General features: G+C 62.8%; 19 protein-coding genes. 11 read left to right on the top strand and 8 right to left on the bottom strand.

Features of this window, described 5'->3' with window-relative positions; all coding sequences use genetic code 11:
* Positions 1-40: 40 nt before the first annotated feature.
* Both AB7I51_RS12745 and AB7I51_RS12740 read right to left on the bottom strand, forming a co-directional pair.
* Positions 41-436: a DUF4383 domain-containing protein gene (locus tag AB7I51_RS12745; RefSeq protein WP_428404588.1), complete on the bottom strand. Its 396-nt coding sequence runs from the start codon at positions 434-436 to the stop codon at positions 41-43.
* 166 nt (positions 437-602) lie between these two features.
* Positions 603-2,156 (bottom strand): leucyl aminopeptidase, encoded by a 1,554-nt coding sequence (locus AB7I51_RS12740; RefSeq protein WP_428404587.1) that lies wholly within the window; start codon positions 2,154-2,156, stop codon positions 603-605.
* Positions 2,157-2,563: 407 nt separating this feature from the next.
* Here AB7I51_RS12740 and lptG point away from each other — a divergent pair, with 407 nt between their 5' ends.
* The 7 genes from lptG (at position 2,564) to aat (ending at position 10,411) form a co-directional block, all read left to right on the top strand.
* Positions 2,564-3,649: an LPS export ABC transporter permease LptG gene (gene lptG, locus AB7I51_RS12735; protein WP_428404586.1), complete on the top strand. Its 1,086-nt coding sequence runs from the start codon at positions 2,564-2,566 to the stop codon at positions 3,647-3,649.
* Positions 3,649-6,222, top strand: coding sequence for an LPS-assembly protein LptD (locus AB7I51_RS12730; RefSeq protein ID WP_428404585.1), 2,574 nt, complete (start codon positions 3,649-3,651; stop codon positions 6,220-6,222). Before lptG ends, AB7I51_RS12730 begins: the two co-directional genes overlap by 1 nt.
* Before the next feature lie 153 nt (positions 6,223-6,375).
* Positions 6,376-7,137 (top strand): DsbA family protein, encoded by a 762-nt coding sequence (locus AB7I51_RS12725; RefSeq protein ID WP_428404584.1) that lies wholly within the window; start codon positions 6,376-6,378, stop codon positions 7,135-7,137.
* A gap of 89 nt (positions 7,138-7,226) precedes the next feature.
* On the top strand, positions 7,227-7,670 hold the full coding sequence (gene aroQ, locus AB7I51_RS12720) for a type II 3-dehydroquinate dehydratase (RefSeq protein WP_428404583.1): 444 nt from the start codon (positions 7,227-7,229) through the stop codon (positions 7,668-7,670).
* A 7-nt stretch (positions 7,671-7,677) separates the two neighbouring features.
* Positions 7,678-8,208, top strand: coding sequence for an acetyl-CoA carboxylase biotin carboxyl carrier protein (accB, locus tag AB7I51_RS12715; protein WP_428404582.1), 531 nt, complete (start codon positions 7,678-7,680; stop codon positions 8,206-8,208).
* Positions 8,209-8,215: 7 nt separating this feature from the next.
* Complete coding sequence (gene accC, locus AB7I51_RS12710; protein ID WP_428404581.1) at positions 8,216-9,574, top strand: acetyl-CoA carboxylase biotin carboxylase subunit; 1,359 nt, start codon at positions 8,216-8,218, stop codon at positions 9,572-9,574.
* Between the two features lie 168 nt (positions 9,575-9,742).
* Complete coding sequence (aat, locus tag AB7I51_RS12705; protein WP_428404601.1) at positions 9,743-10,411, top strand: leucyl/phenylalanyl-tRNA--protein transferase; 669 nt, start codon at positions 9,743-9,745, stop codon at positions 10,409-10,411.
* On the opposite strand, the gene AB7I51_RS12700 is transcribed toward aat, so the two are convergent.
* On the bottom strand, positions 10,408-11,154 hold the full coding sequence (locus tag AB7I51_RS12700; RefSeq protein WP_428404580.1) for a DUF2155 domain-containing protein: 747 nt from the start codon (positions 11,152-11,154) through the stop codon (positions 10,408-10,410). The genes aat and AB7I51_RS12700 overlap by 4 nt on opposite strands.
* Positions 11,155-11,241: 87 nt before the next feature.
* A complete protein-coding gene (locus tag AB7I51_RS12695; protein WP_428404579.1) occupies positions 11,242-11,649 on the bottom strand; it encodes an NADH:ubiquinone oxidoreductase subunit NDUFA12 in 408 nt (135 codons plus the stop codon).
* A 126-nt stretch (positions 11,650-11,775) separates the two neighbouring features.
* Here AB7I51_RS12695 and AB7I51_RS12690 point away from each other — a divergent pair, with 126 nt between their 5' ends.
* The gene (locus tag AB7I51_RS12690; RefSeq protein ID WP_428404578.1) at positions 11,776-13,005 is read left to right on the top strand and encodes an FAD-dependent oxidoreductase; all 1,230 of its coding nucleotides are present in this window, start codon (positions 11,776-11,778) and stop codon (positions 13,003-13,005) included.
* Positions 13,006-13,163: 158 nt separating this feature from the next.
* On the opposite strand, the gene AB7I51_RS12685 is transcribed toward AB7I51_RS12690, so the two are convergent.
* The 3 genes from AB7I51_RS12685 to AB7I51_RS12675 all read right to left on the bottom strand — a co-directional run bounded on the left by AB7I51_RS12685 (position 13,164) and on the right by AB7I51_RS12675 (position 15,350).
* Complete coding sequence (locus tag AB7I51_RS12685; RefSeq protein WP_428404600.1) at positions 13,164-14,099, bottom strand: YncE family protein; 936 nt, start codon at positions 14,097-14,099, stop codon at positions 13,164-13,166.
* 119 nt (positions 14,100-14,218) lie between these two features.
* A complete protein-coding gene (locus AB7I51_RS12680) occupies positions 14,219-14,761 on the bottom strand; it encodes an SRPBCC family protein (RefSeq protein ID WP_428404577.1) in 543 nt (180 codons plus the stop codon).
* Positions 14,762-14,798: 37 nt separating this feature from the next.
* Positions 14,799-15,350, bottom strand: coding sequence for an SRPBCC family protein (locus tag AB7I51_RS12675; protein WP_428404576.1), 552 nt, complete (start codon positions 15,348-15,350; stop codon positions 14,799-14,801).
* 138 nt (positions 15,351-15,488) lie between these two features.
* Between AB7I51_RS12675 and AB7I51_RS12670 the strand changes: the two genes are divergently transcribed.
* Positions 15,489-16,286 (top strand): lysophospholipid acyltransferase family protein, encoded by a 798-nt coding sequence (locus tag AB7I51_RS12670; protein ID WP_428404575.1) that lies wholly within the window; start codon positions 15,489-15,491, stop codon positions 16,284-16,286.
* Here the strand turns inward: AB7I51_RS12670 and AB7I51_RS12665 are convergent.
* Positions 16,271-16,753, bottom strand: a complete 483-nt coding sequence (locus AB7I51_RS12665) for a YybH family protein (protein WP_428404574.1) — start codon at positions 16,751-16,753, stop codon at positions 16,271-16,273. The two genes, AB7I51_RS12670 and AB7I51_RS12665, sit on opposite strands and share 16 nt — an antisense overlap.
* A 102-nt stretch (positions 16,754-16,855) precedes the next feature.
* On the opposite strand from AB7I51_RS12665, the gene AB7I51_RS12660 reads away from it, so the two are divergent.
* A complete protein-coding gene (locus tag AB7I51_RS12660) occupies positions 16,856-17,230 on the top strand; it encodes a hypothetical protein (protein WP_428404573.1) in 375 nt (124 codons plus the stop codon).
* On the top strand, positions 17,227-20,868 hold the full coding sequence (locus AB7I51_RS12655; RefSeq protein ID WP_428404572.1) for a vitamin B12-dependent ribonucleotide reductase: 3,642 nt from the start codon (positions 17,227-17,229) through the stop codon (positions 20,866-20,868). The genes AB7I51_RS12660 and AB7I51_RS12655 overlap by 4 nt, the downstream gene beginning before the upstream one ends.
* Positions 20,869-21,283 lie beyond the last annotated feature (415 nt).

Here is a 21,283-nt window from a genome sequence, read left to right as displayed (position 1 = left end):
AAACGCCTCTGCCCCGACGGGCGCGGCGTGCGTTTTCAGCCTACATATGGGCCGTCGTCACCGAACGTTCCACCGGCTTCGAAAAACCGATGGCAAGGAGGATGACCGCGATCACCACATGGAGCCAGTTGTCGGCCCTGCTCATCGCGAACAGCGCGCCAAGCCCAGCGGCATTGGGGGCGACGAAGCCGAGAATGGCGATCAGCGCATAGATGAGGGCCAGCGCGCGGATCATCATGACCGGGACGCCGAAATAGGGGCTGAGCAGCAGCAGCGCGCCGGTGCCCAGATGCACGAAATTATGGACCGCGTTCACGTGGAAATAGCCGACACCGGAGATGAGCGGGTTGGAAACGAACCCCAGCAAGCCGATCGCCACGAAGACGACGCCGAGAATGGTCGCCACAAAGTCGGCGCGCCATTGAGATTCGATCATGATGCGTTCCTTTCAGTTCAGGACGAACTGCGTTGAGCATCAGATCGGGCGGCGCTGAAGCGTTTCCAATTAAAAAATTGAAATGATGTTGCTGAATACTTTTCCGCTAAGCTCCAGCGCCACGCGTTGGTCATTCTCTTGATGGTGGATGGAAGCCAATACTTAACTATTCATAATAGTCGCGCACCAGCCGGTCCAAGAGCCGCACGCCCCAGCCGGCGCCCCAGCTTTGGTTGGTGTCGCTCGCCGGCGAGCCCATGCCGGTGCCGGCGATGTCGAGATGCGCCCAGGGCGTCTTGCCGACGAAGCGCTGCAGGAATTGCGCGGCGGTGATCGAGCCGGCGTGGCGCCCGCCGGTGTTCTTCATATCGGCGAATTTCGAGTCGATCAGCTTGTCATAGGCGGGGCCCATGGGCAGGCGCCACAGCTTCTCGCCGATGTGGCTCCCGGCCTTGGTCAGTCGATCGGCGAGTTCGTCATTGTTCGAGAACAGCCCGCCATATTCCTGGCCGAGCGCGACGAGAATGGCCCCGGTGAGCGTCGCGAGATCGACGATCGCCGCCGGCTTGTGCTTCTCGATGACGTAAGTCAAAGCGTCGGCGAGGACGAGCCGCCCCTCGGCGTCGGTGTTGATGATCTCGATCGTCTGGCCCGACATCGACTTGACGATGTCGCCCGGACGCTGCGCCTTGCCGTCCGGCATGTTCTCGACCAGCCCGAGCACGCCGACGACATTGGCCTTCGCCTTCCTGGCTGCGATGGCGTAAAGGGCGCCGGTCACGGCTGCGGCGCCCGCCATATCGCCCTTCATATCCTCCATCGACGCGGCGGGCTTGATCGAAATGCCGCCGGAATCGAACACGACGCCCTTGCCGACGAAGGCGATCGGCGCCGCCCCTGGCGCGCCGCCGCTCCAGCGCAATACAACGAGCCGGCTGTCCGCCTCGGACCCCTGGCCGACGCCGAGCAGCGCCCGCATCCCGAGTTCGGCCATGGCCGTCTCGTCGAGGACCTCGACCTCGACGCCGAGCTTCATCAGTTCCGACGCCCGGCGGGCGAATTCCTGCGGGGTCAGGACATTCGCCGGCTCATTCACCAGGGTCCGCGCCAGAACGACGGCTTCCGCCAGATGGCTGGCATCGGCCAGCTCGCCGGCGGCGCTGTCGGGCTCGGCGACGGCGAGGACGACCTCCATCAGCCCGTAGCGATCCGCCTCGTCCTTCTTTTTGGTCTTGTACTGGTCGAATTTATAGGCGCGCAGCCAGCCGCCGAGAGCGAATTGCTTGACCGAGTCGGGCGTGGCGGGCGTCCCCTCCGGCATGTCGAAGAGGATCACCGCGCGCGCGCCGGGGCCGATTTTCACGGCAGTCTGTCCGCCGAGCGCGAAGAAATCGTCGAAGGGCTTGGCGGCTTGGCCGCCCTCTCCCTCAGCTTCGTCCGCCTTGCCGAGCCCCATGAGGATCAGCCGGCTCGCAGGCGCGCCGGGCGCCGCGAGAATTTCGATCGACGTTCCTGATTTACCTTTGAATTTCGCCGCCGCCGCGGCGCGCGCAAGATGGGGAACCGCGTCCTTCAGGATGCTCGCGGCGCGCTCGCCCATCGCGAGGTCGCGGCCGACGAAGGCCACGAGCGTGCGAGGATGCCCCTCCTCTTCCGGGTGGCGGAGCAGAGCTTCGGCGGCGTCGAATGGCTGGAGTTCATATTTCGCGTTGACGAGCATCAAAGCCTCATGCCTCCTTGACCGAAGCGGTCGCCATTCCGCCGCGAATGCGTCGGTTTTTGAAAAAGTTAGCGCCGGCGGCGCGCCAGGCGCGCAATTTGACGGGATTGGCGCGCACTATCTTCCGGCGGGCGAGCGCGGTCAATTGCTACGGCCAACTTTGGAGCCATTCCTCACTCCCGTTTTCCGCCGTGGAATCGCCGCGATCGTTGCGCAGAAATCCTGCCGTGGCGCAAAAGCAACGCTCGCAAATTGAATGCGTTGGCGCGGCTCGTCGGCGCCGCGCGACGCTTGCGCGCAAAGCCGGCGCCGTCTAGCGATCGTTAACGAAGATTTTACTGTTCGCGCTTGGGGGCGGATCGCTCTTGGGGCGGCGCGCCAAGACAAGAAGGAGGAAGGCCGCAGCCATGATCGGGGCGACGATCACGCGCTATTTCGCGCTGCGATTCATGCGCACGATTCTGGCGATCTTCTTGACGATTTTCTGCCTGATGTTTGTCGTCGTCTTCGTCGAGATGCTGCGGCGCGCGAGCGACAATCCGCAGGCCGGCACCGCGACCGTCGCCTTGATGACGGCGATGCGGGTGCCAGCGGCCGCGGAAATGATCCTGCCCTTCGCCGTTCTCTTCGGGTCAATGGCGACCTTCGTCGATCTAACCAGAAAGCTCGAACTGATCGTCGCGCGCGCCGCAGGCATGTCGGTCTGGCAGTTCATCGCGCCGCCGACGCTCACCGCCCTGCTGATCGGCATCGTGTCCGTCGCGATCTACAACCCGCTTTCGGCGTCGATGAAGCAGCGCTCCGAACAGATGGAATGGGATCTTTTCGGCGTGCCCGGCAGCCTGCGCATCGATCACGGCGTCTGGCTGCGTCAGCACGGCGTCGATGGTCTCGCCATCATGCATGCGATGAATTCGGCCAAAGGCGGCACCGAGCTGTCGCATGTCAGCGTCAATATCTACGCGCCGAAGGGCGGATTCCTCGAGCGCATCGAAGCCGAACGCGCGCGACTCGAACCGGGCGCCTGGGCGCTCGAAAACGCGCAGGTCAGCGTGCCAGGACAAGCGTCGCGCAGCGTCGGCTCCTACATGCTGGCTACCGAGCTGACGCCGGAGCAGGTCGCGGCGGCGACGACTCCGCCGCAGGGCACGCCATTCTGGTCGCTGCCGGAAATGACCGAGCGCACCGCCTCGGCGGGCCTCGACGCGACGGGCTACCGGCTACAATTTCAGATGCTCCTTGCGCGACCGCTGCTGCTCGTCGCGATGGTTCTCGTCGCCGCTTCCTTTTCGTTAAGATTCTTTCGATTTGGCGGCGTCGCCAAAACCCTTTCAGGTGGCGTGGCCGCGGGCTTCGTGCTTTATATCGTTACCAAAGTCCTCTCGGATCTCGGCGGCGCGGGCATGATAAATCCTGTCGTGGCCGCTTGGTCGCCTGCGCTTGTCGGGAGCATGTTGGGCACGGTGATCTTGCTGTATTCGGAGGACGGTTGATGGCGCTCGCCAGCCCCCTTCGGCGTCTCCTCCCCCTTCTTGTCGCGCTCGCTCTCGTCGAGGCTGCCTCAGCGACTTTCTCCGCGACGGCGCAACCTGCGGCCGCGGCGGGCGAGCGCATGGTTGTCGAGGCCAAGGAGCTCGTCTACGACGAGAAAAAGAACACGGTCACCGCGCGCGGCGACGTCCAGATCTACTATAAGGGACGACTGCTTGAAGCGGACCGCGTGACCTATGACCGCAATACCTCGCGCGTCCTCGCTGAAGGCCATGCGAAGCTGACCGAAAAAGACGGCTCAATCGCGCGCGCAGAGCGTTTCGACCTCACTGACGACTTCAAAAACGGCTTCATCGAAAGCCTGCAGGTCGACACGACCAGCAACACACATTTCACCTCGCCGCGGGCCGAGCGGGCCGGCGAGACGACGACCTTCGAAATGGGCAGCTACACCGCCTGCGAGGCCTGTCGCAACGATCCTGCGAAGCCGCGCACGTGGCAGATCCACGCCAAGCGGATCATCCACGACAACGTCGAGAAGATGGTGTATTACGAGGACGCGTCCTTCGACTTGCTTGGCGTGCCGATCGCCTATGTGCCGTTCTGGTCGTCGCCGGATCCGTCGGTCAAGCGCAAGTCAGGCTTCCTGTCGCCGGCATTCCTGTATCGCGAGCGGCTCGGGACGGGTGTCGCCGTGCCCTACTTCTGGGCGATCGCGCCGGATTATGACCTCACCGTCACGCCGATATATTTCTCGCGCCAAGGCCCGTTCGTCAGCGCCGAATTCCGCCAGCGCTTCGACAATGGCGCTTACTCGATCCGCGCCGACGGCACCCATGTGCAGGACACGAGCGCATTCGCAGCCGCGCCATACGGCGCTGGCAACAAGCGGTGGCGCGGCGCCATTCAGTCCTTAGGCGACTTCTGGCTCAATGACCGCTGGCACGCCGGCTGGGACATCACGGCGTTGTCCGATCGATATTTCCTTCAGGACTACAAGCAATATAACTATCTCTGGCAGAACTATTTCTTCCGCGAAGCGTCGTCGACGATCTTTCTGACCGGCCAGGGGCCGCGCAGCTATTTCGACATGCGCGGATATTATTTCCAGGTTCTGTCGCCTAGCGACGTGCAGGCGCAGCAAACCGTCGTTCATCCGGTCATCGACTATAACCGCGTCTTCGACATCGATCCGGCGGCGACAGCCGGCGTCGGCGGCCAGATCGAAGTAGACGGCAATGTGACGAGCACGTCCGCCAACCTCGCAAATTACGAGTCAATCAATCCGCGCCGGCTAGACAGCATCTATGGTCTTTACAACGTTTGCGAACTCTATGCGCGCGACGTCGTGCCTCAGCGCAGCACTTGTTTGCTTCGCGGCGTCGGCGGCGACTATCAACACGCGACGATCAGCGGCGCCTGGAAGCGCAAATATATTGATCCCGTTGGCGGCGTTTGGACCCCCTTCGCCTTCACGCGCTTGGTCGGCAGCTATCTCAATTACGACCGCCAAGGATTGTTTCCGATTTACAATCAATTCGGGCAGCCGATTCCTAACGGGGCGCAAGGTCAGTTCTTAGATGGCGCAGACAATCGCTTCCGCGGCCAGGCGCTGCCAGGCATTGGCGCCGAATGGCGCTATCCGATCCTTGCCAGAAGCTTTATCGGCGACATCGTTTTCGAGCCTATCGCGCAGGTCGTCGCGCGACCCAATCAGACGTCGATCCCATCGCTCGTTAACATGGACGCGCAAAGCCTCGTTTTCGACGATTCGACCCTGTTCGAATGGAGCAAATTCTCAGGCTATGATCGGTTCGAGACAGGCACGCGCCTCAACTATGGCGGCCAAGCCACGATGTCGCTGCCGAATGGCGGCTTCATCAATGCAATGATCGGCCAATCGCGCCAGCTCGCCGGCGCCAACTCCTACGCACAGGCCGACGCCGCCAATGTCGGACTCGATTCAGGCCTGGGCTCGCGCGCGTCGGACATCGTCGGGCGATTCGCCTTTGCGCCTTCGTCCGTCTTCAGCCTCGTCGCCAAAGGCCGCTTCGACAAGGGCAGCTTGCAGGCGCGGCGTCTGGATTTATTCGCCACAATGAACCTGGATCCGATCAAGCTCCAACTTCAATATGCGAATTACGCTTCGCAGCCAGCCATCGGCTTCAATATGCGCCGGCAGGGCCTCTGGGCCTCCGGGCAATATAATATTACGAACAACTACTTTTTGACTGGCAATGTCTTGTTCGACATGAGCCGCTATCTTTACAATTCCTTGACGAATCCGACGATGGTTCCATTCACGACGACGCTGACCGGCGCCAATGTCACCGGCTCGGCGCCGGTGTTTTCGGTGGCCCAGCTTGGCGCCGGCATCGGCTACCACGACGAATGCGCCACCCTGTCGATCAATTATCAGCAAATCTACCAGCCGCAGGCCTCCACGGGACTACCCGCCCGCAATCAGACGGTGATGGTTACGCTCGAGCTGCGCACCTTGGGCCAAGCGCGGTTCAACTCCGGCCTCGGCTATATGCAGGTGAACGACGGCGTGAAGGCCCCCGCGACGCACTGAACTACTCTAGTTAATAGACTATCCTCGCGTCAGGGGGACGCCCGCCGCCCCCCGTGCTAAAAGCGCCGCAATGCGCGCCCCCGCAGGACGCGCCCCGGCCGCCAAGCGCGGATACGCCCGACACACACGCGCTGTCGCGCAAAGGAGACTGCAATGAGGTTTTTTGTCCCGCTCGCCGCCGGCGCGCTTCTCGCCATCGGGCCGACCACGCCGCTTCTCGCGCAGACATTTTCAGGCGAGCAGAAGGTCGAGATCGAGAAAGTCGTGCATGACTATCTCATTACCAATCCGGAAGTGATCAAAGACGCGATCGACGAACTTGGAAAGCGCGAAAAGGTCGCCGAGGCCGCTACGCGCGAAAAGGCCGTCAGCCAGCATGGCGACAAGATTGTCAACTCGCCCAACCAGGCGGTCGTGGGAAATCCCAATGGCGACGTAACGCTGGTCGAATTCTTCGATTACAATTGCGGCTACTGCAAGCAGTCCCTCAATTCCATCGCCAAGCTGATCGAGGCGGACCCCAAGCTTCGCGTGGTGCTTAAGGATTTCCCTGTCCTGGGGCCGGACTCGGTGGAGGCGGCCCGGGTCGCGACCGCCGCGCGGATGCAACTCGACAGCCAGAAATTCTGGGACTTTCATCGTAAGCTGCTTTCGACGCGCGGCCACATCGGCAAGCAACAGGCGCTGGCGGCGGCGCGGGAGGTCGGCGCCGACATGCCGCGCATCGAGAAGGACATGTCGAGCGCGGAGACGAAGGCCGCGTTGAAGGAAGTGGCTATGCTGGCCGATCAACTGCGATTTGACGGAACGCCGGCCTGGGTAATCGGGAAGGAGGCGATCATCGGCGGCCTGCCCTACGCCCAACTGAAAGCCAAAGTCGAGAACATGCGCAAATGCGGCAAGACCGTTTGCTAACCCGGAGGCGGGCTTCCTTTACGGCGGCAATGAGGCTAAGAGAGACGGCCTGCCGGCCTTGAGATTTTCGGGAACGTTTCGGAAGCGCTATGTCAGCCGTCCATGTTCTTAACGGTCCCAATCTCAATCTCCTCGGCCGGCGTGAGCCGACGATTTACGGAACGGCGACTCTCGACGACATCCGCGCAACGCTAGAACAGCGTTGCGCCGAACGGGGCGTCTCTCTCGTTTTTCGGCAGTCGAACCACGAAGGCGACCTCGTCGACTGGATCCAAGAGGCCGGCGACGCCGGCGCGCCGGTCATCCTGAATGCCGGCGCGCTGACGCACACGTCGATCGCGCTCTATGACGCCATCAAGGGCGCGGACGCTTTCGTCATCGAAGTGCATCTTTCGAATGTGCATGCGCGCGAAAGCTTTCGTAGCCACTCCTTCATCTCGCCCGCGGCGCGGGGCGTGATCGCTGGATTCGGCCCGCTGTCATATATTCTCGCCCTTGATGCTGTCTTTGAAAACGAACCGAGAAAGAACTGAAACACTTATGGCGCGCAAAGCTCAACCGCCTCGCACCGCTCCCACCCGCAGGCCGGCGCCGGCAAGCGCGCCCGCCATCGATGCGGATCTGTTGCGCACGATCGCCGAGCTTGTCGCAGACAGCGATCTGACTGAATTCGAGGTGGAGAAAGGCGATCTGCGCATCCGCGCGGCGCGCACGCCCGCCGCCGTCGCGAGCGTAGTCGCGCCGCCGCCGCCAATCCACCATGCGCCGGCGGTTCCGCTGCCGCCGAAGCCGGCGATTTCTGCCGCGCCGGCCCCGGCGGAGCCCGTCGCCGAATTCGTCGACGCGGTGAAATCGCCGATGGTCGGCACCGCCTATCTGCGACCGAATCCGGATTCTAAGCCTTTCGTCGAGATCGGCTCGCGCGTTTCAACCGGCGACAAGCTCTTGCTGATCGAGGCGATGAAGACCTTCAATGACATCGTCGCCACGAAGTCGGGCGTCGTGACGGCGATATTGGTCGAAGACGGCCAGCCGGTCGAATATGGCGAACCTCTCCTGGTGATCGAGTAGGCGAGGGATGTTCGATAAAATCCTCATCGCCAACCGCGGCGAAATTGCTCTGCGCATCCTGAGGGCGGCCAAGGAATTAGGGGTTGCGACGGTCGCCGTTCATTCGACCGCCGACGCCGACGCCATGCATGTCAAGCTCGCCGACGAGTCGGTCTGCATCGGACCGGCGGCGGCGCGCGATTCCTATCTCAATATCCCTGCCCTGCTCTCCGCCTGCGAAATTACCGGCGCTGACGCCGTGCATCCGGGCTACGGCTTTCTTTCAGAGAACGCCCGCTTCGCGGAAATTCTCGAAGAGCACAACATCACCTTCATCGGACCGAAATCCGAGCACATCCGACTGATGGGCGACAAGATCGAGGCCAAGGCGACGGCGAAGAAGCTCGGCATCCCCTGCGTACCCGGATCAGACGGGCCAGTCCTGGGCGAGAAGGAAGCGATGAAGGTCGCCGAAAAAATCGGCTTCCCGGTTCTGGTGAAGGCGGCGTCCGGCGGCGGCGGCCGCGGCATGAAGGCGGCGCAGAACGCGCACGACCTTGCGATCGCCGTCGCCACCGCGCGCACCGAGGCCAAGGCCGCCTTCGGCGACGACACGGTTTACATCGAAAAGTTTCTCGACAAGCCCCGCCATATCGAGGTTCAAATCTTCGGCGACGGCAAGGGCCAGGCCGTACATCTTGGCGAACGCGACTGCTCGCTTCAGCGTCGTCACCAGAAGGTCTGGGAAGAAAGCCCTTCGCCTGCGCTCAATGACGCGCAGCGCATGGAGATCGGCGAAATCTGCGCGCGCGCCATGCGCGACATGCAATATGCCGGCGCCGGCACGATCGAGTTCCTTTATGAAAACGGCGAATTTTATTTCATCGAAATGAATACGCGCATTCAGGTCGAGCATCCGGTGACCGAGTCGATCACTGGCGTCGATCTCGTTTGCGAACAGATCAGAGTGGCGGCCGGCTCGCCGCTCTCCTTGCGCCAGGAAGACATCTGGTTCTACGGCCACGCCATCGAGTGCCGGGTAAACGCCGAACACCCCGTCAGCTTCCGGCCGTCGCCGGGGCGCATCGCCTATTATCATCCGCCGGGCGGCGTCGGCGTGCGCGTCGATTCGGCGGTCTATCAGGGCTATGTCATCCCGCCGAACTACGACTCGCTCATCGGCAAGCTGATCGTTCACGGGCGCAACCGAACCGAGGCGCTGATGCGCCTGCGTCGCGCGCTCGACGAATTCATTGTCGACGGCATCGACACCACGCTTCCGCTGTTTCGAACGCTGGTGCGCAACGCCGACGTTCAGAACGGAATTTATGACATTCATTGGCTGGAGCATTTCTTGGCGACGGGCGGCATCGAGACCGGCTTTTAAGGGCGAAGGATCAAGCCAGAGACTTCGCGTCCCGGAATTAGAGGCGAGGACGCCGTCGACCGGCGTGGCGCGCAGCTCAACTCCACGACCAAAAATTAATTCGACTTTTCGAAAGAAAGTCCGCGCGTCGGGGTGGCGCAGCCTTCTCGCGCCGCTATCCTTGAAGAGATGTCGCGCCTCAACGCTCCCTACGCGATCACCCCGCATCTTCTGCTTCGCGCCTATTCCATCGGACTTTTTCCGATGGCCGAAAGCGCCGAAGACGACCAGCTTTACTGGGTCGATCCGGAGCGGCGCGCCATTTTCCCGCTCGACGGTTTCGCCGTGTCGCGCTCCCTGGCCAAGACCGTAAGGTCAGATCGTTTCGAAGTGGCCGTCGATCGTGACTTCGACGCGGTGATCGACGCCTGCGCCGCGCCGGCATTCCGCCGCGAACGCACCTGGATCAACGCCGAAATCCGACGGCTTTACCGCGAGCTTTTCGATCTTGGCTACGCACATACCGTGGAGTGCCGCCGCGAAGGCCGTCTGGTCGGGGGATTATACGGCGTCGCTTTGGGAAGCGCCTTTTTCGGCGAAAGCATGTTTCATCTTGAGCGCGACACCTCGAAGGTCGCGCTCACCCATCTTGTCGCCCGGCTGAGAGCGGGCCACTTCCAATTGCTCGACACGCAGTTCATTACGCCGCATCTCGCCTCGCTCGGCGCGATCGAGATTTCGCGGGACGCGTATCACAGCACTCTCGAACAGGCGCTCGCGACGAAAGCCAACTTCTATGTCTGGCCGAAATCCACGCGCGTGACCGGGACGAGGGCCCTTGCCGCGCTGGCGAATTAGAAGGGCACGTTCGCCGGCGGCACTGGCGGCGCGGACTGTTCGCCGCCGCGTCGCCTCTTCTTTCGTCTCGGAGGGGGCTCCGCCGGAGGTTCCTCCGGCGGCGCCTCGCCGGCTTCGGGATCGATGGGCGCCGGCGCAACCTGATCGGCAGGTCCGATGGGCTGATTTTCCATCGGCGGCGGAGCCTCAGGCTCGACCCGGCGCGAGCGCCGCTTCTTGCCGGTTTCGGGCGGAGCGGTCGTTTCAGCCTCGGCGGCCGGAGCTGCGGGCGCAGGCGCTGTCACAGACTCGGCGGGCGGCGCCGTGGTCTCCTTGCCGCCCTTGCAGTCGACGAGCCAGACGTCATAGACGGGGTGCTCGACGCCATGGAGGCCAGGACTGGCGGCGAACATCCAGCCCGAGAAGATTCGCTTGGCCTCCTGCTTGGCGTCGGCCTTGGCGGCTTCCGGCTGCCGATCGGCGCCGCGCTCGGATTTGAGAAGAAGCTCGTCCACCTCGACGAAACTCGTCGTTTGCGGCGTCTCGGTCTGCGGCCTCGTGTTGCAGACGCGCGGCGTCACCTGAAGCGTTCCGAACTGCACGGTTTCATCGATGGCGACGTCGAAATTGATGATACGGCCGGTGGTCTTGTCGAGCCCGGCGAAAACCGCTGTCGGATGTCGGATCGGATCGGCCAAGGCGCCGCCCGCGAAAAACGCCCAGGCGCCGACGGCCGCTGACGCCAGGGACAGGGGCAATTTCATCCGATCACCGCATGATTCTCCGCGGGCCCGGACAGGGGGCGGGCGAACAGAACAGGCAACAAAGGCGTTTCCAAGGAGCGCGCCGCTTTAGCCTTCAGGCCGCCAAGCGGCGTAATCGCCGCCCGCGGGCGGACGCTCGCCCATCGCAAGCTGGGAGCCCGGCGGCCGATAGGCCTGCGGCGTTCCGGTCAGATTTGGCTGATACGGCAGCTCCCACGAGCGCGCCCGGTAGGTCTCCTCGGTCGGCGGCGTGTCCACGGTGTGATGCAGCCAGCCGTACCAGCCGGGCGGCGTGGCCGAGCCTTCGCAATAGCCCTTATAAATCACCCAGCGCCGTTCAATCCCGAGCGCCTTGTCGATTTTGCCGCCGCGCCGGCGGTAATAGACATTGCCGAATTCGTCTTCGCCGACCCGCTCGCCGTAAAGTAGCGTCCACAGGCCGGTGCTGAGCGTGGCGCGGTTCCACCAGGTGAAGAAGCGAATGATGTAGGACATGAATTTGGAGTCCTCGAATTTCGAGGACCCTTATTGCGTCTGCCGGCGTCAATGTCCAGCCTTCCGGCGGCCCGTCGAAATCGTCGCTCACGCTCGCGCTTGGCGGGGCCGGAAACGGAGCACAGCATGTCCGAAAAGCTTTCCACCCAATGCTGCGTCGTCGGCGGCGGTCCGGCCGGGCTGATGGCCGGATTTCTCCTCGCCGGGGCCGGCGTCGACGTGATCGTCCTCGAGAAACACGCCGATTTTCTGCGCGACTTCCGGGGCGACACCATTCACCCCTCGACCCTGCGGCTCATGGAAGAACTCGGGATGCTCGACGAATTCCTGAAGCTCCCGCACCATAGAGCCTATGAGCTTTCGGCCCAGATCGGCGAGCGTCGATACAAGGTCGCTGATTTCTCAAGCCTGCCGGGCAAATGCAATTTCATCGCCTTCATGCCGCAATGGGATTTTCTCGATTTCATCGCCGAACATGCGCGCGCCTTGCCGAACTTTCGGCTGTTGATGCGGACGGCGGCGGAAAACCTCTTGTTCGACGGCGACCGCGTCTGCGGCGTTTCAGCGACGGGGCCTGAACGAGAACAGAAAATCGAGGCTAAGCTCGTCATCGCCGCCGATGGGCGCGGTTCGCACATGCGCGACGACGCCAAGCTTCCCGTCGAGGATTTCGGCGCGCCGATGGATGTGCTGTGGTTCAAACTGCCGCGCAAGGAGACAGACCCCGACGAGAGCTTCGGCCGCCTCGCGCCCGGCCGCATGCTCGTGATGATCGATCGCGGCGCCTATTGGCAATGCGGCTGCGTCATTCCGAAAGGCGGCGCCGAGGAACTGCGCGAGAAAGGAATTGAGGCGTTTCGAGAGTCGATCGCGCGCCTGACGCCCTTCCTCGGCGACCGCGTCGAGACGCTCAAGGAATGGAGCGACGTGAACCTGCTGACCGTCCAGGTCAATCGCCTCAAGACCTGGAGCCGGCCGGGACTGCTCTGCATCGGCGACGCAGCGCACGCCATGTCGCCGGTCGGCGGCGTCGGGGTCAATCTCGCCATTCAGGACGCGGTCGCCGCCGCCAATCTACTCGCCGAGAAGCTGCGCAATAATGCGCTGAAGGACGACGACCTCGCCGCCGTCGAGCGGCGGCGGGCGTTTCCGACGCGGGTGACGCAAGCGATCCAACTCGCCGTTCAAAATCGCGTGGTGCGCAGCGTGCTCTCGGCCGAGAAGCCGTTGGAGCCGCCTCTGGCGCTGCGACTGTTCAACGCTGTTCCCCTGCTGCGCCGGTTTCCGGCGCAGCTCATCGGACTGGGCGTGCGGCCCGAGCACATCGAACTTAACCGCGACGCCAGTTCCGCCTGATCCCTCGGGCCCTGTCATTCCCGGCAGGCCGAAGGCCTGATCGGGAATCTAGAGCCGATCCAAGAATGCTGGTTTTGCTCTGGATTCCCGATCGCGCGCGTTGCGCGCGTCGAGAATGACATCCTAGCCGTTCCAACGAACGCCGTATGACGGCGAGATCACTCGGCGTCGCGAATGAAAGCGCCGAAGGCGCGCGGGCCGTCGCCGGTTTCGGCCTTGCCGACGACTTCGAGCGTCTGCGCGTCGAGCGCCCAAAGCTCGTTCGAGAACCAGTTGGCGACATAGACGCGCGCGCCGTCGCTACTCGCCGCAAGACCCTCCGGATATTCGCCGACCTTCAGAGTCTCCAGCGGCGCCAGTGTCTCGGCGTCAAAGACGCTGACGCTGTCGCCGTGCTGATTGGCGACGAAGATTCGGCCCTTGGCGAGCGCTACCGTGTAGGGCCGGCTGCCGGATTTGAGCGTCGCGACGACTTTGCGCGCGGCAAGATCGATGACGCTGACGTCATCCGACTCGACATTGGCGGAATAGGCGCGCTTTCCGGAAGCGTCGATCGTCACCCCGAAGGGATGTTTGCCGACCGGTACGGTCGCCACTCGTGCAAATGTCGCGGCGTCGATCACGGAAAGCGCATTGTCGTCGCGGTCGGCGACGACAATCGTTTGCGCGTCCGGCGCAACGGCGACGCCCGACGCCATCGCGCCGACGCCGACGCTGCGCTGGGCGCCGCTTGCGAGATCGATTTCGATAAGGCGCCGGCCGTAAAGATCGGCGACATAGACGCGCTTGCCGTCGGGACTCGCCGCGACGCCGAGCGGTCCGCCTTCGACCGGAATCCGCTTCTCGATCTTGCGCGTCGCGGCGTCGACAATGGTGAGAAACTTGCCTTCGGGACTGGTGACGAAGGCGCGGGCGCCATCGCGCGACACGGCGATTCCCGCCGGCTTGCCGCCGATCGGCAGCGTCGCGACGGTCTCCATTTTGGAAAGATCGACGATTGAAAGCGCATCGGCGCCTTGTGCGGTGACAAAGGCTTCCGCAGCGATGGCGGGGGAGGTGAGATTGGTGACGGAGAGAAACGCTCCCGCCGTCATGGCCGGGCTTGTCCCGGCCATCCACGCGAGCGCGAAGCCCTCGACCGCCATTTCTGCGAGGCGACGAGTCGTCTTGGCGTGGATGCCCGCGACAAGCGCGGGCATGACGGGGCGACGCCTCATCTCCCCTCAACCTTCGCCTTCAACGCCGCGAGATAGGCGCGCTGCAGCGCCGTCACCGCGGCGATAGCGACGTCGTCGTTCAGTTCCGGCGGCGGATCATTGTTGGGAAAGCCGCGATAGAAGCGCGCTTTCCACTCGACTTGCGTCGCGCCGTTCTCCGCTGGCCGCAGCGTGATCAGCGCGGTGTAGTTCGTCGCTGGCAGACGTTTCAGATCGTCGCCCTCGCGATGCAGGCCGAGCATCATCCGCTCGGCGTCGCGCTTGGTCAGCAGTTCATCGATGACGCCGCCGTCGGCCATGGTCAGCCTGCGCCGCGCCTTATCGGGAACATCGTCGCCAGAGGCTTCGACGCGGGCGACGCCGGGCAGCCAGTCAGCGTGAGCAAAATCGCTGACGACCGCCCATACTTTGTCGGGCGGCGCGTCGACGATTCCCGTCTCGATCACTTTAAGCGGCGAAGCGCCATGCGCCGCCCGCGCGGCGAGCGGCGCGCAGACTGTGAAGGCAGCCGCGCCGCCAAGAAACGCGCGGCGCGTCATGTCGCGTTCTACTGGCGCTTGGCGCATGGCGCGGCGCTTACTTGCCCTCCGCCTTGGATTTGAGCGCGGCGAGACCTGACGCGTAGACATTCGTCACCGCCATCACCGCCGCCTCATCGGAAAGCTCAGGCGGCGGATCATTGTTCATGAAGCCGCGATAAAAAGCGCCCTTCCATTCGACGACGCTCTTGCCGCCTTCGTCCTTCACCGAAATCGTCGACGAATAATTGTTGACCGGCAGCACTTTCACATCGACGGCGTCAATCTTGTAGCTCATCGACTTGCCCTCGGCGTCATATTTGGTGAGCGACTCGTCGATGACGCCGCCGCTCGTCAAAGTCAGCTTGCGCTTGGCGTCGACGGCATTACCGCCGGTTCCTTCCACCTTGGCGACGGCAGGATGCCAGCTCATATCCTGGAAATTGCCGATGATCTCCCAAACCTTCGCGGCGGGCGCGTCGATCTCGATTTTTTCAACGACCTTCTGGCGCGACGGGCCATGCGCAAAGGCCGGCCCGGCGAGCAGCTCGGCGGAAAGAAGCGACAGGGCCGCAACGGCAAAGGCGCGGCGCGCAAGCACAAACGTCATTAGTTTCTCCCGAGAAGCCTGACCTCGGCCGCCGGCATGGGGCGGCAGGGCGCACATAAGGACGCCTGAAGCGGCGGCGTCAAGCGCAGATGCGCCGAGTGTCACGAGAGCGTCGTATAGGCCGGCCATCTGCGCGCCATGCCCTATCTGCGCGCACTCGCCTTCGCTCTCACGCTGACGGGCGCTTTTGTCTTTCTCGTCCCAGTACAGGCATTGGCGCGCCGGCGCGGCTGGCCGATTCAGCATGCGATTCAGACGGGCTTCTGCCGCACGGTTTGCGCCGTCATCGGCGTGAAGGTCAAGGCGCGCGGCGCCCTGCCCTCGTCTGCGCCGCGCTTCGTCGTCGCGAACCATGTGTCATGGACCGACATTATCGCCCTCGCGAGCGTCTCGCCTTTCGTCTTCCTGGCGAAGAGCGAAGTCGCCCGCTGGCCCGTCCTCGGACTGCTGGCGCGGCTGCAAGGCACGATCTTCGTCGAACGCGGCGCGAGGCAGGATGTCGCGCGCGTCAATGACGCGCTCGCGGACGTTCTGCGCGCCGGCCACGACCTCGTCGTCTTTCCCGAAGGCACGTCGAGCGACGGCGCCGAGGTTTTGCCCTTCCGCTCTGCGCATTTCGCGCCGCTGGAATTGATGAACGCGCCCGGCGAAGCGCCGACGCTCGCGCCCGTCGCGATCGCCTATTCTGATGGCGCGAACCGGATCGATGTCGGATGGTACGGCGACATGACTTTTCTGCCGCATCTGTGGAGCCTGATGAAACAAGGCCGCGCGCAGTGTCACATTAGCTTCGGCGCAGCGATCGAGACGAGCGGCAAGGACCGCAAGGCGCTCGCCGCCGAGACGCGCGCGAGTGTGCAAATGCTGCTCAGTTCTCCAAGCGGACTCACAAAGAACCGGTCAGCGCCGGCTCCAACAGCTCACTTCGCGAGATAGGGAAGCAGATCGGTGTGGTGGCCGACCATTTTCCATTTGCCCTGCTCCAGCCGGTAGACATTCGTCGCCCTTAAGCGTACGCGCTCGGTCTTGTCCTTGGCGTTCGTATTTTCGCCCTGCTCGTAATTGCTGATGACGGCCAGGACGTCGCCGACCACGGCGTGCGTCTCGACAGGCTCCACATGGCCGCCGAGCTTTAAAGCGGCCTGTCGGTCCCAGTCCTTGGAAACATCCGCCCAGCCGATCTCAAACCGCCCGTTCGGGCCCATGTAGCTGATGTCGTCAGCATGCGACCAGACCTCGCGCATCGGCTCGACGTCGCCCACGAAAATCTTGTTCAGCGCTGCGTAGAAGGCCGTATTGGCGGCGGCCACATCAGCCGCGTCAGCCGCCTCGACGCCGCGCGACGAAATTACGCCCGCCGCCGCAATCGCCATCAAGATTACGAAGGAGCGAGATTTCATCATCGGAATCCCCGTTAGGCATGGATCGAGCGGAGAGGCTTGTATCACGGATCGATCTGAGACTGCGGCGGTTTCGATCTCACGGCGTCGGCCAAATGACTCCCCTTGCCGAATCTCTCGGAATGGCCGACGCTGCGCGCCAGCCATCTGGAATTTTCCCCGAAATCCACTAAATTTTCCACATATTGTCGATTTTTTAATACCCGACACAATATCTTGTTGACGCAGGCGGAAGACTCGCACAGCTTAGGAGCTGCGATGACGCGGCGAAGAACGCTCCTCCAGACGTTCCAGCGCAGCAAGCGCGAGCGAGGCGTCAGCGCGCTTTCTAGTTATCTGCGTGTTCCTGTCCCGGCGGCGGTCCTGAGCGTCGCAATGGGGCGCACGCGTCCTGCGTATTGCAATTATCTGACGGCGTCGCGGGCCGGCGAACGGCTGCGCGTGGGCGGACGCCTGCGCCTTGAGGGGATGGAACCATGAAAATTGAGCGGCGCTACACCAAGTCTGGCGAATCTCCATACGCGAACGTCGCCTTCCGCACGACGAAGAGCGAAATCCGCAATCCCGACGGCTCCATCGTCTTCTCCCTCGACAATATCGAAGTTCCGAACCAATGGAGCCAGGTTGCGGCCGACGTTCTGGCGCAGAAATATTTCCGTAAGGCCGGCGTGCCGGCGCGCCTCAAGCGCGTCGAGGAGAACGCCGTCCCCTCCTTCCTGTGGCGCTCGGTCGCCGATACGGAGGCGCTCGCAGACCTTCCCAAGGATCAGCGCCACGTCTCCGAAATCTCAGCGAAGCAAGTCTTCGACCGTCTTGCCGGCGCCTGGGCCTATTGGGGCTGGAAGGGCGGCTATTTCGACACGGAGGATGACGCCCAGGCGTTCAGCGACGAGCTTCGCTACATGCTCGCCATGCAGATGGCGGCGCCCAATTCCCCGCAATGGTTCAACACCGGCCTGCACTGGGCCTACGGCGTCGACGGTCCGAGCCAGGGCCACTTCTATGTCGACTACGCCAACGGCAAGATGGTGAAGTCGAAATCGGCCTATGAGCATCCGCAGCCGCACGCCTGTTTCATCCAGTCGATCGCCGACGATCTCGTCAATGACGGCGGCATCATGGATCTCTGGGTGCGCGAGGCGCGGCTCTTTAAATATGGCTCAGGCACCGGCACCAATTTCTCGAAGCTGCGCGGCGAGAAGGAAAAGCTTTCGGGCGGCGGCTCCTCTTCGGGGCTGATGTCCTTCCTCAAGATCGGCGACCGCGCCGCAGGCGCGATCAAATCCGGCGGCACGACGCGGCGCGCCGCGAAAATGGTCGTCGTCGACATCGATCATCCGGACGTCGAGCAATTCATCGACTGGAAGGTGAAGGAAGAAGAGAAGGTCGCCTCGCTCGTCACCGGATCGAAGATCGTCAAGAAGCATTTGAAGGCGATCATGCGCGCCTGCGTGAATTGCGAAGGGCCCGGCGACGATTGCTTCAACCCCGAGATCAATCCGGCGCTGAAACGCGAGATCAAGCTCGCGCGCAGAAATGACGTGCCGGACAATTACATCAAGCGCGTCATCCAGTTCGCCAGGCAGGGCTACAAGGACATTAGGTTCGACACCTATGACACGGACTGGGACAGCGAAGCCTATCTCACCGTCTCCGGCCAGAACTCGAACAATTCCGTGCGCGTCACCGACGAATTCCTGCACGCGGTCGAGAAGGACGGCGACTGGTCACTCATCAAGCGCCTCGACGGCAAGGTCTCGAAGACGCTGAAGGCGCGCGAATTGTGGGAGAAGATCGGCTACGCCGCCTGGGCTTCCGCCGATCCCGGCATTCAGTTCCATACGACGATCAACGACTGGCATACCTGCCCCGCTGGCGGTCCCATCCGTGCGTCGAATCCGTGTTCGGAATATATGTTCCTCGACGACACGGCCTGTAATCTCGCGTCGCTGAACCTGTTGCAGTTCCGCGATCCCGAGACCAAGCGCATCGATGTCGACTCTTACGAGCACGCCGTGCGGTTGTGGACCATCGTGCTCGAAATCTCCGTGCTGATGGCGCAGTTTCCGTCAAAGGAGATCGCGCAGCTTTCCTACGACTATCGCACGCTGGGTCTTGGCTTCGCCAATGTCGGCGGTCTCTTGATGTCGTCGGGCGTCGCCTATGACAGCGAGGCGGGCCGCGCCATCGCCGGCGCGCTGTCGGCGATCATGACCGGCGTTTGCTATGCGACGTCCGCCGAAATCGCCAAGGAGCGCGGACCCTTCGTGCGCTTCATGGAGAATCGCGAGGCGATGCTGCGGGTGATCCGCAATCATCGCCGCGCCGCCCATGGCGAACGCGCCGGCTATGAAAAGCTCGCGATTGCGCCCGTGCCGCTCGACAAAGCCGCCTGTCCCGATCAGCTCTTGATCGAGCGCGCCGGCGCCGCCTGGGACAAAGCGCTCGCGCAAGGCGAACTCTACGGCTATCGCAATGCGCAGGTCACCGTCGTCGCGCCGACCGGCACGATCGGCCTCGTGATGGATTGCGACACGACCGGCATCGAGCCCGATTTCGCGCTGGTGAAATTCAAGAAGCTCGCCGGCGGCGGTTATCTGAAGATCGTCAACCGCGCCGTGCCGGAAGGGCTTCGCGCGCTTGGCTATCGCGAGAGCGAAATCGCCGAGATCGAGGCTTACGCCGTCGGCCACGCGTCACTCTCCAACGCGCCCGCGATCAACACCGCAAGTCTGCGCGCACGCGGCTTCACCGACGAGAAGATCGCCGCGGTCGAAGCGGCGCTGCCTTCCGCCTTCGACATCAAATTCGTCTTCAACAAATGGACGCTCGGGCCCGACTTCCTCACCGAGACTTTGAAAGTTCCGGCGGCCTCCCTCGACGACAAGAACTTCGATCTTCTCTCCCATCTCGGCTTCGCCAAATCCGAGATCGAAGCGGCGAATATTCATGTCTGCGGCGCGATGACTCTCGAAGGCGCGCCGCACTTAAAGCGCGAACATTATCCTGTGTTCGACTGCGCCAATCCCTGCGGGCGCACTGGCAAGCGTTATCTTTCGGTCGAGTCGCATATCCGGATGATGGCGGCGGCGCAGCCCTTCATCTCGGGCGCGATCAGCAAGACCATCAACATGCCGAATGACGCGTCGATCGAGGATTGCGAACAGGCCTATCTTCTGTCCTGGCGCCTCGGGCTCAAAGCCAATGCGCTTTATCGCGACGGCTCCAAGCTTTCGCAGCCGCTCTCCGCGCAGCTCATCGCCGGCGACGACGACATCGACGCGATGGACGCGATCGAGGAAGTCGTGACCGCGACGATGCCGGCGCGCGCCGCAGCGATCGCCGAGCGCATCGTCGAACGCGTCGTGCATCAGGTGATCCGCGAACGCGAGAAGCTGCCCGACCGGCGCAAGGGCTATACGCAGAAGGCGGCGGTCGGCGGCCACAAGGTTTATCTGCGCACCGGCGAATATGCCGACGGACGCCTGGGCGAAATCTTCATCGACATGCATAAGGAGGGCGCGGCCTTCCGTTCGTTGATGAATAATTTCGCCATCGCGATTTCGCTCGGCCTGCAATATGGCGTGCCGCTCGAGGAATATGTCGACGCCTTCACCTTCACCCGCTTTGAACCGGCGGGACCGGTGCAGGGCAATGACGCGATCAAGAACGCCACGTCGATCCTCGACTATGTGTTCCGCGAGCTTGCCGTCTCCTATCTCGGCCGCAACGATCTCGCCCATGTCTCGCCCGACGACATCGGCCATGACGTGCTCGGCAAGGGTCAGCATGAAGGCAAGGCGCCGGAGACGAATTCCGTCGTCTCGCGCGGTCTGCTGCGCTCCAAGACCGACCGGCTGATGGTGGTGCAGGGCGGCGGCGCGACGGCGTTGAGATCGGAACCGACGCCGGAGGCCGTGCGCGAGGCGGCGGCGCTGTCGTCGCTCGGCTGGACCGAGCCGACGAAGACAGTGCATGGCGTCGCCGAGAAACGCGCCGAAGCGCGCATGAAGGGCTATGTCGGCGAAGCCTGCCCTGAGTGCGCGAATTTTACTTTGGTGCGCAACGGGACGTGTTTGAAGTGCGAGACGTGTGGCAGCACGACGGGGTGCAGTTGAGCCATTTTTAATAATGACTTCGTCTCATGGCTGGCCACGTGCCAGCCATGATCTTTTATTCACCCGACACTCCAAGGTCGTCGAATGTTTCGCAGTAAGACTGTCTTCGTCTTGGGAGCCGGACCAAGCAAAGAGGTTAACTTTCCACTAGGCGAGGAACTAAAGCAGGATATCTTAAAAAAATTGTCGGTCGAATCCGAGGATGGCTGGAGCCAATCTACAGGCGACCGCAAAATAGTTGAAGCGTTTCACAGGCACGCCAGAGATTCAAACGGAGCAGCGAACATTAATTCGTCGCCCGTGAAGAACGCGATTTAAGCGGCGATTAGTCGGCGATTTGAGGCGTTGGCGTCGTCGAGGACGCTCAGGAACAAGGCCCACAGAAGCGCCAGCCATGCGAGCAGGCGGCGGAAGT

It is taken from the genome of Methylocystis sp. (assembly GCF_050246715.1).
Taxonomy (GTDB): Bacteria; Pseudomonadota; Alphaproteobacteria; order Rhizobiales; family Beijerinckiaceae; genus Methylocystis.
The sequence above is the reverse complement of the archived record's forward strand: the minus strand, read 5'-3'. Positions and strand labels throughout refer to the sequence as shown.

What these genes read in the sequence shown, in the direction of transcription:
- AB7I51_RS12745 (WP_428404588.1), bottom strand. Translation starts at nt 436, where the DNA reads ATGATCGAATCTCAATGGCGCGCCGACTTTGTGGCGACCATTCTCGGC.
- AB7I51_RS12740 (WP_428404587.1), bottom strand. Translation starts at nt 2,156, where the DNA reads ATGCTCGTCAACGCGAAATATGAACTCCAGCCATTCGACGCCGCCGAA.
- lptG (WP_428404586.1), top strand. Translation starts at nt 2,564, where the DNA reads ATGATCGGGGCGACGATCACGCGCTATTTCGCGCTGCGATTCATGCGC.
- AB7I51_RS12730 (WP_428404585.1), top strand. Translation starts at nt 3,649, where the DNA reads ATGGCGCTCGCCAGCCCCCTTCGGCGTCTCCTCCCCCTTCTTGTCGCG.
- AB7I51_RS12725 (WP_428404584.1), top strand. Translation starts at nt 6,376, where the DNA reads ATGAGGTTTTTTGTCCCGCTCGCCGCCGGCGCGCTTCTCGCCATCGGG.
- aroQ (WP_428404583.1), top strand. Translation starts at nt 7,227, where the DNA reads ATGTCAGCCGTCCATGTTCTTAACGGTCCCAATCTCAATCTCCTCGGC.
- accB (WP_428404582.1), top strand. Translation starts at nt 7,678, where the DNA reads ATGGCGCGCAAAGCTCAACCGCCTCGCACCGCTCCCACCCGCAGGCCG.
- accC (WP_428404581.1), top strand. Translation starts at nt 8,216, where the DNA reads ATGTTCGATAAAATCCTCATCGCCAACCGCGGCGAAATTGCTCTGCGC.
- aat (WP_428404601.1), top strand. Translation starts at nt 9,743, where the DNA reads ATGTCGCGCCTCAACGCTCCCTACGCGATCACCCCGCATCTTCTGCTT.
- AB7I51_RS12700 (WP_428404580.1), bottom strand. Translation starts at nt 11,154, where the DNA reads ATGAAATTGCCCCTGTCCCTGGCGTCAGCGGCCGTCGGCGCCTGGGCG.
- AB7I51_RS12695 (WP_428404579.1), bottom strand. Translation starts at nt 11,649, where the DNA reads ATGTCCTACATCATTCGCTTCTTCACCTGGTGGAACCGCGCCACGCTC.
- AB7I51_RS12690 (WP_428404578.1), top strand. Translation starts at nt 11,776, where the DNA reads ATGTCCGAAAAGCTTTCCACCCAATGCTGCGTCGTCGGCGGCGGTCCG.
- AB7I51_RS12685 (WP_428404600.1), bottom strand. Translation starts at nt 14,099, where the DNA reads ATGACGGCGGGAGCGTTTCTCTCCGTCACCAATCTCACCTCCCCCGCC.
- AB7I51_RS12680 (WP_428404577.1), bottom strand. Translation starts at nt 14,761, where the DNA reads ATGACGCGCCGCGCGTTTCTTGGCGGCGCGGCTGCCTTCACAGTCTGC.
- AB7I51_RS12675 (WP_428404576.1), bottom strand. Translation starts at nt 15,350, where the DNA reads ATGACGTTTGTGCTTGCGCGCCGCGCCTTTGCCGTTGCGGCCCTGTCG.
- AB7I51_RS12670 (WP_428404575.1), top strand. Translation starts at nt 15,489, where the DNA reads ATGCCCTATCTGCGCGCACTCGCCTTCGCTCTCACGCTGACGGGCGCT.
- AB7I51_RS12665 (WP_428404574.1), bottom strand. Translation starts at nt 16,753, where the DNA reads ATGATGAAATCTCGCTCCTTCGTAATCTTGATGGCGATTGCGGCGGCG.
- AB7I51_RS12655 (WP_428404572.1), top strand. Translation starts at nt 17,227, where the DNA reads ATGAAAATTGAGCGGCGCTACACCAAGTCTGGCGAATCTCCATACGCG.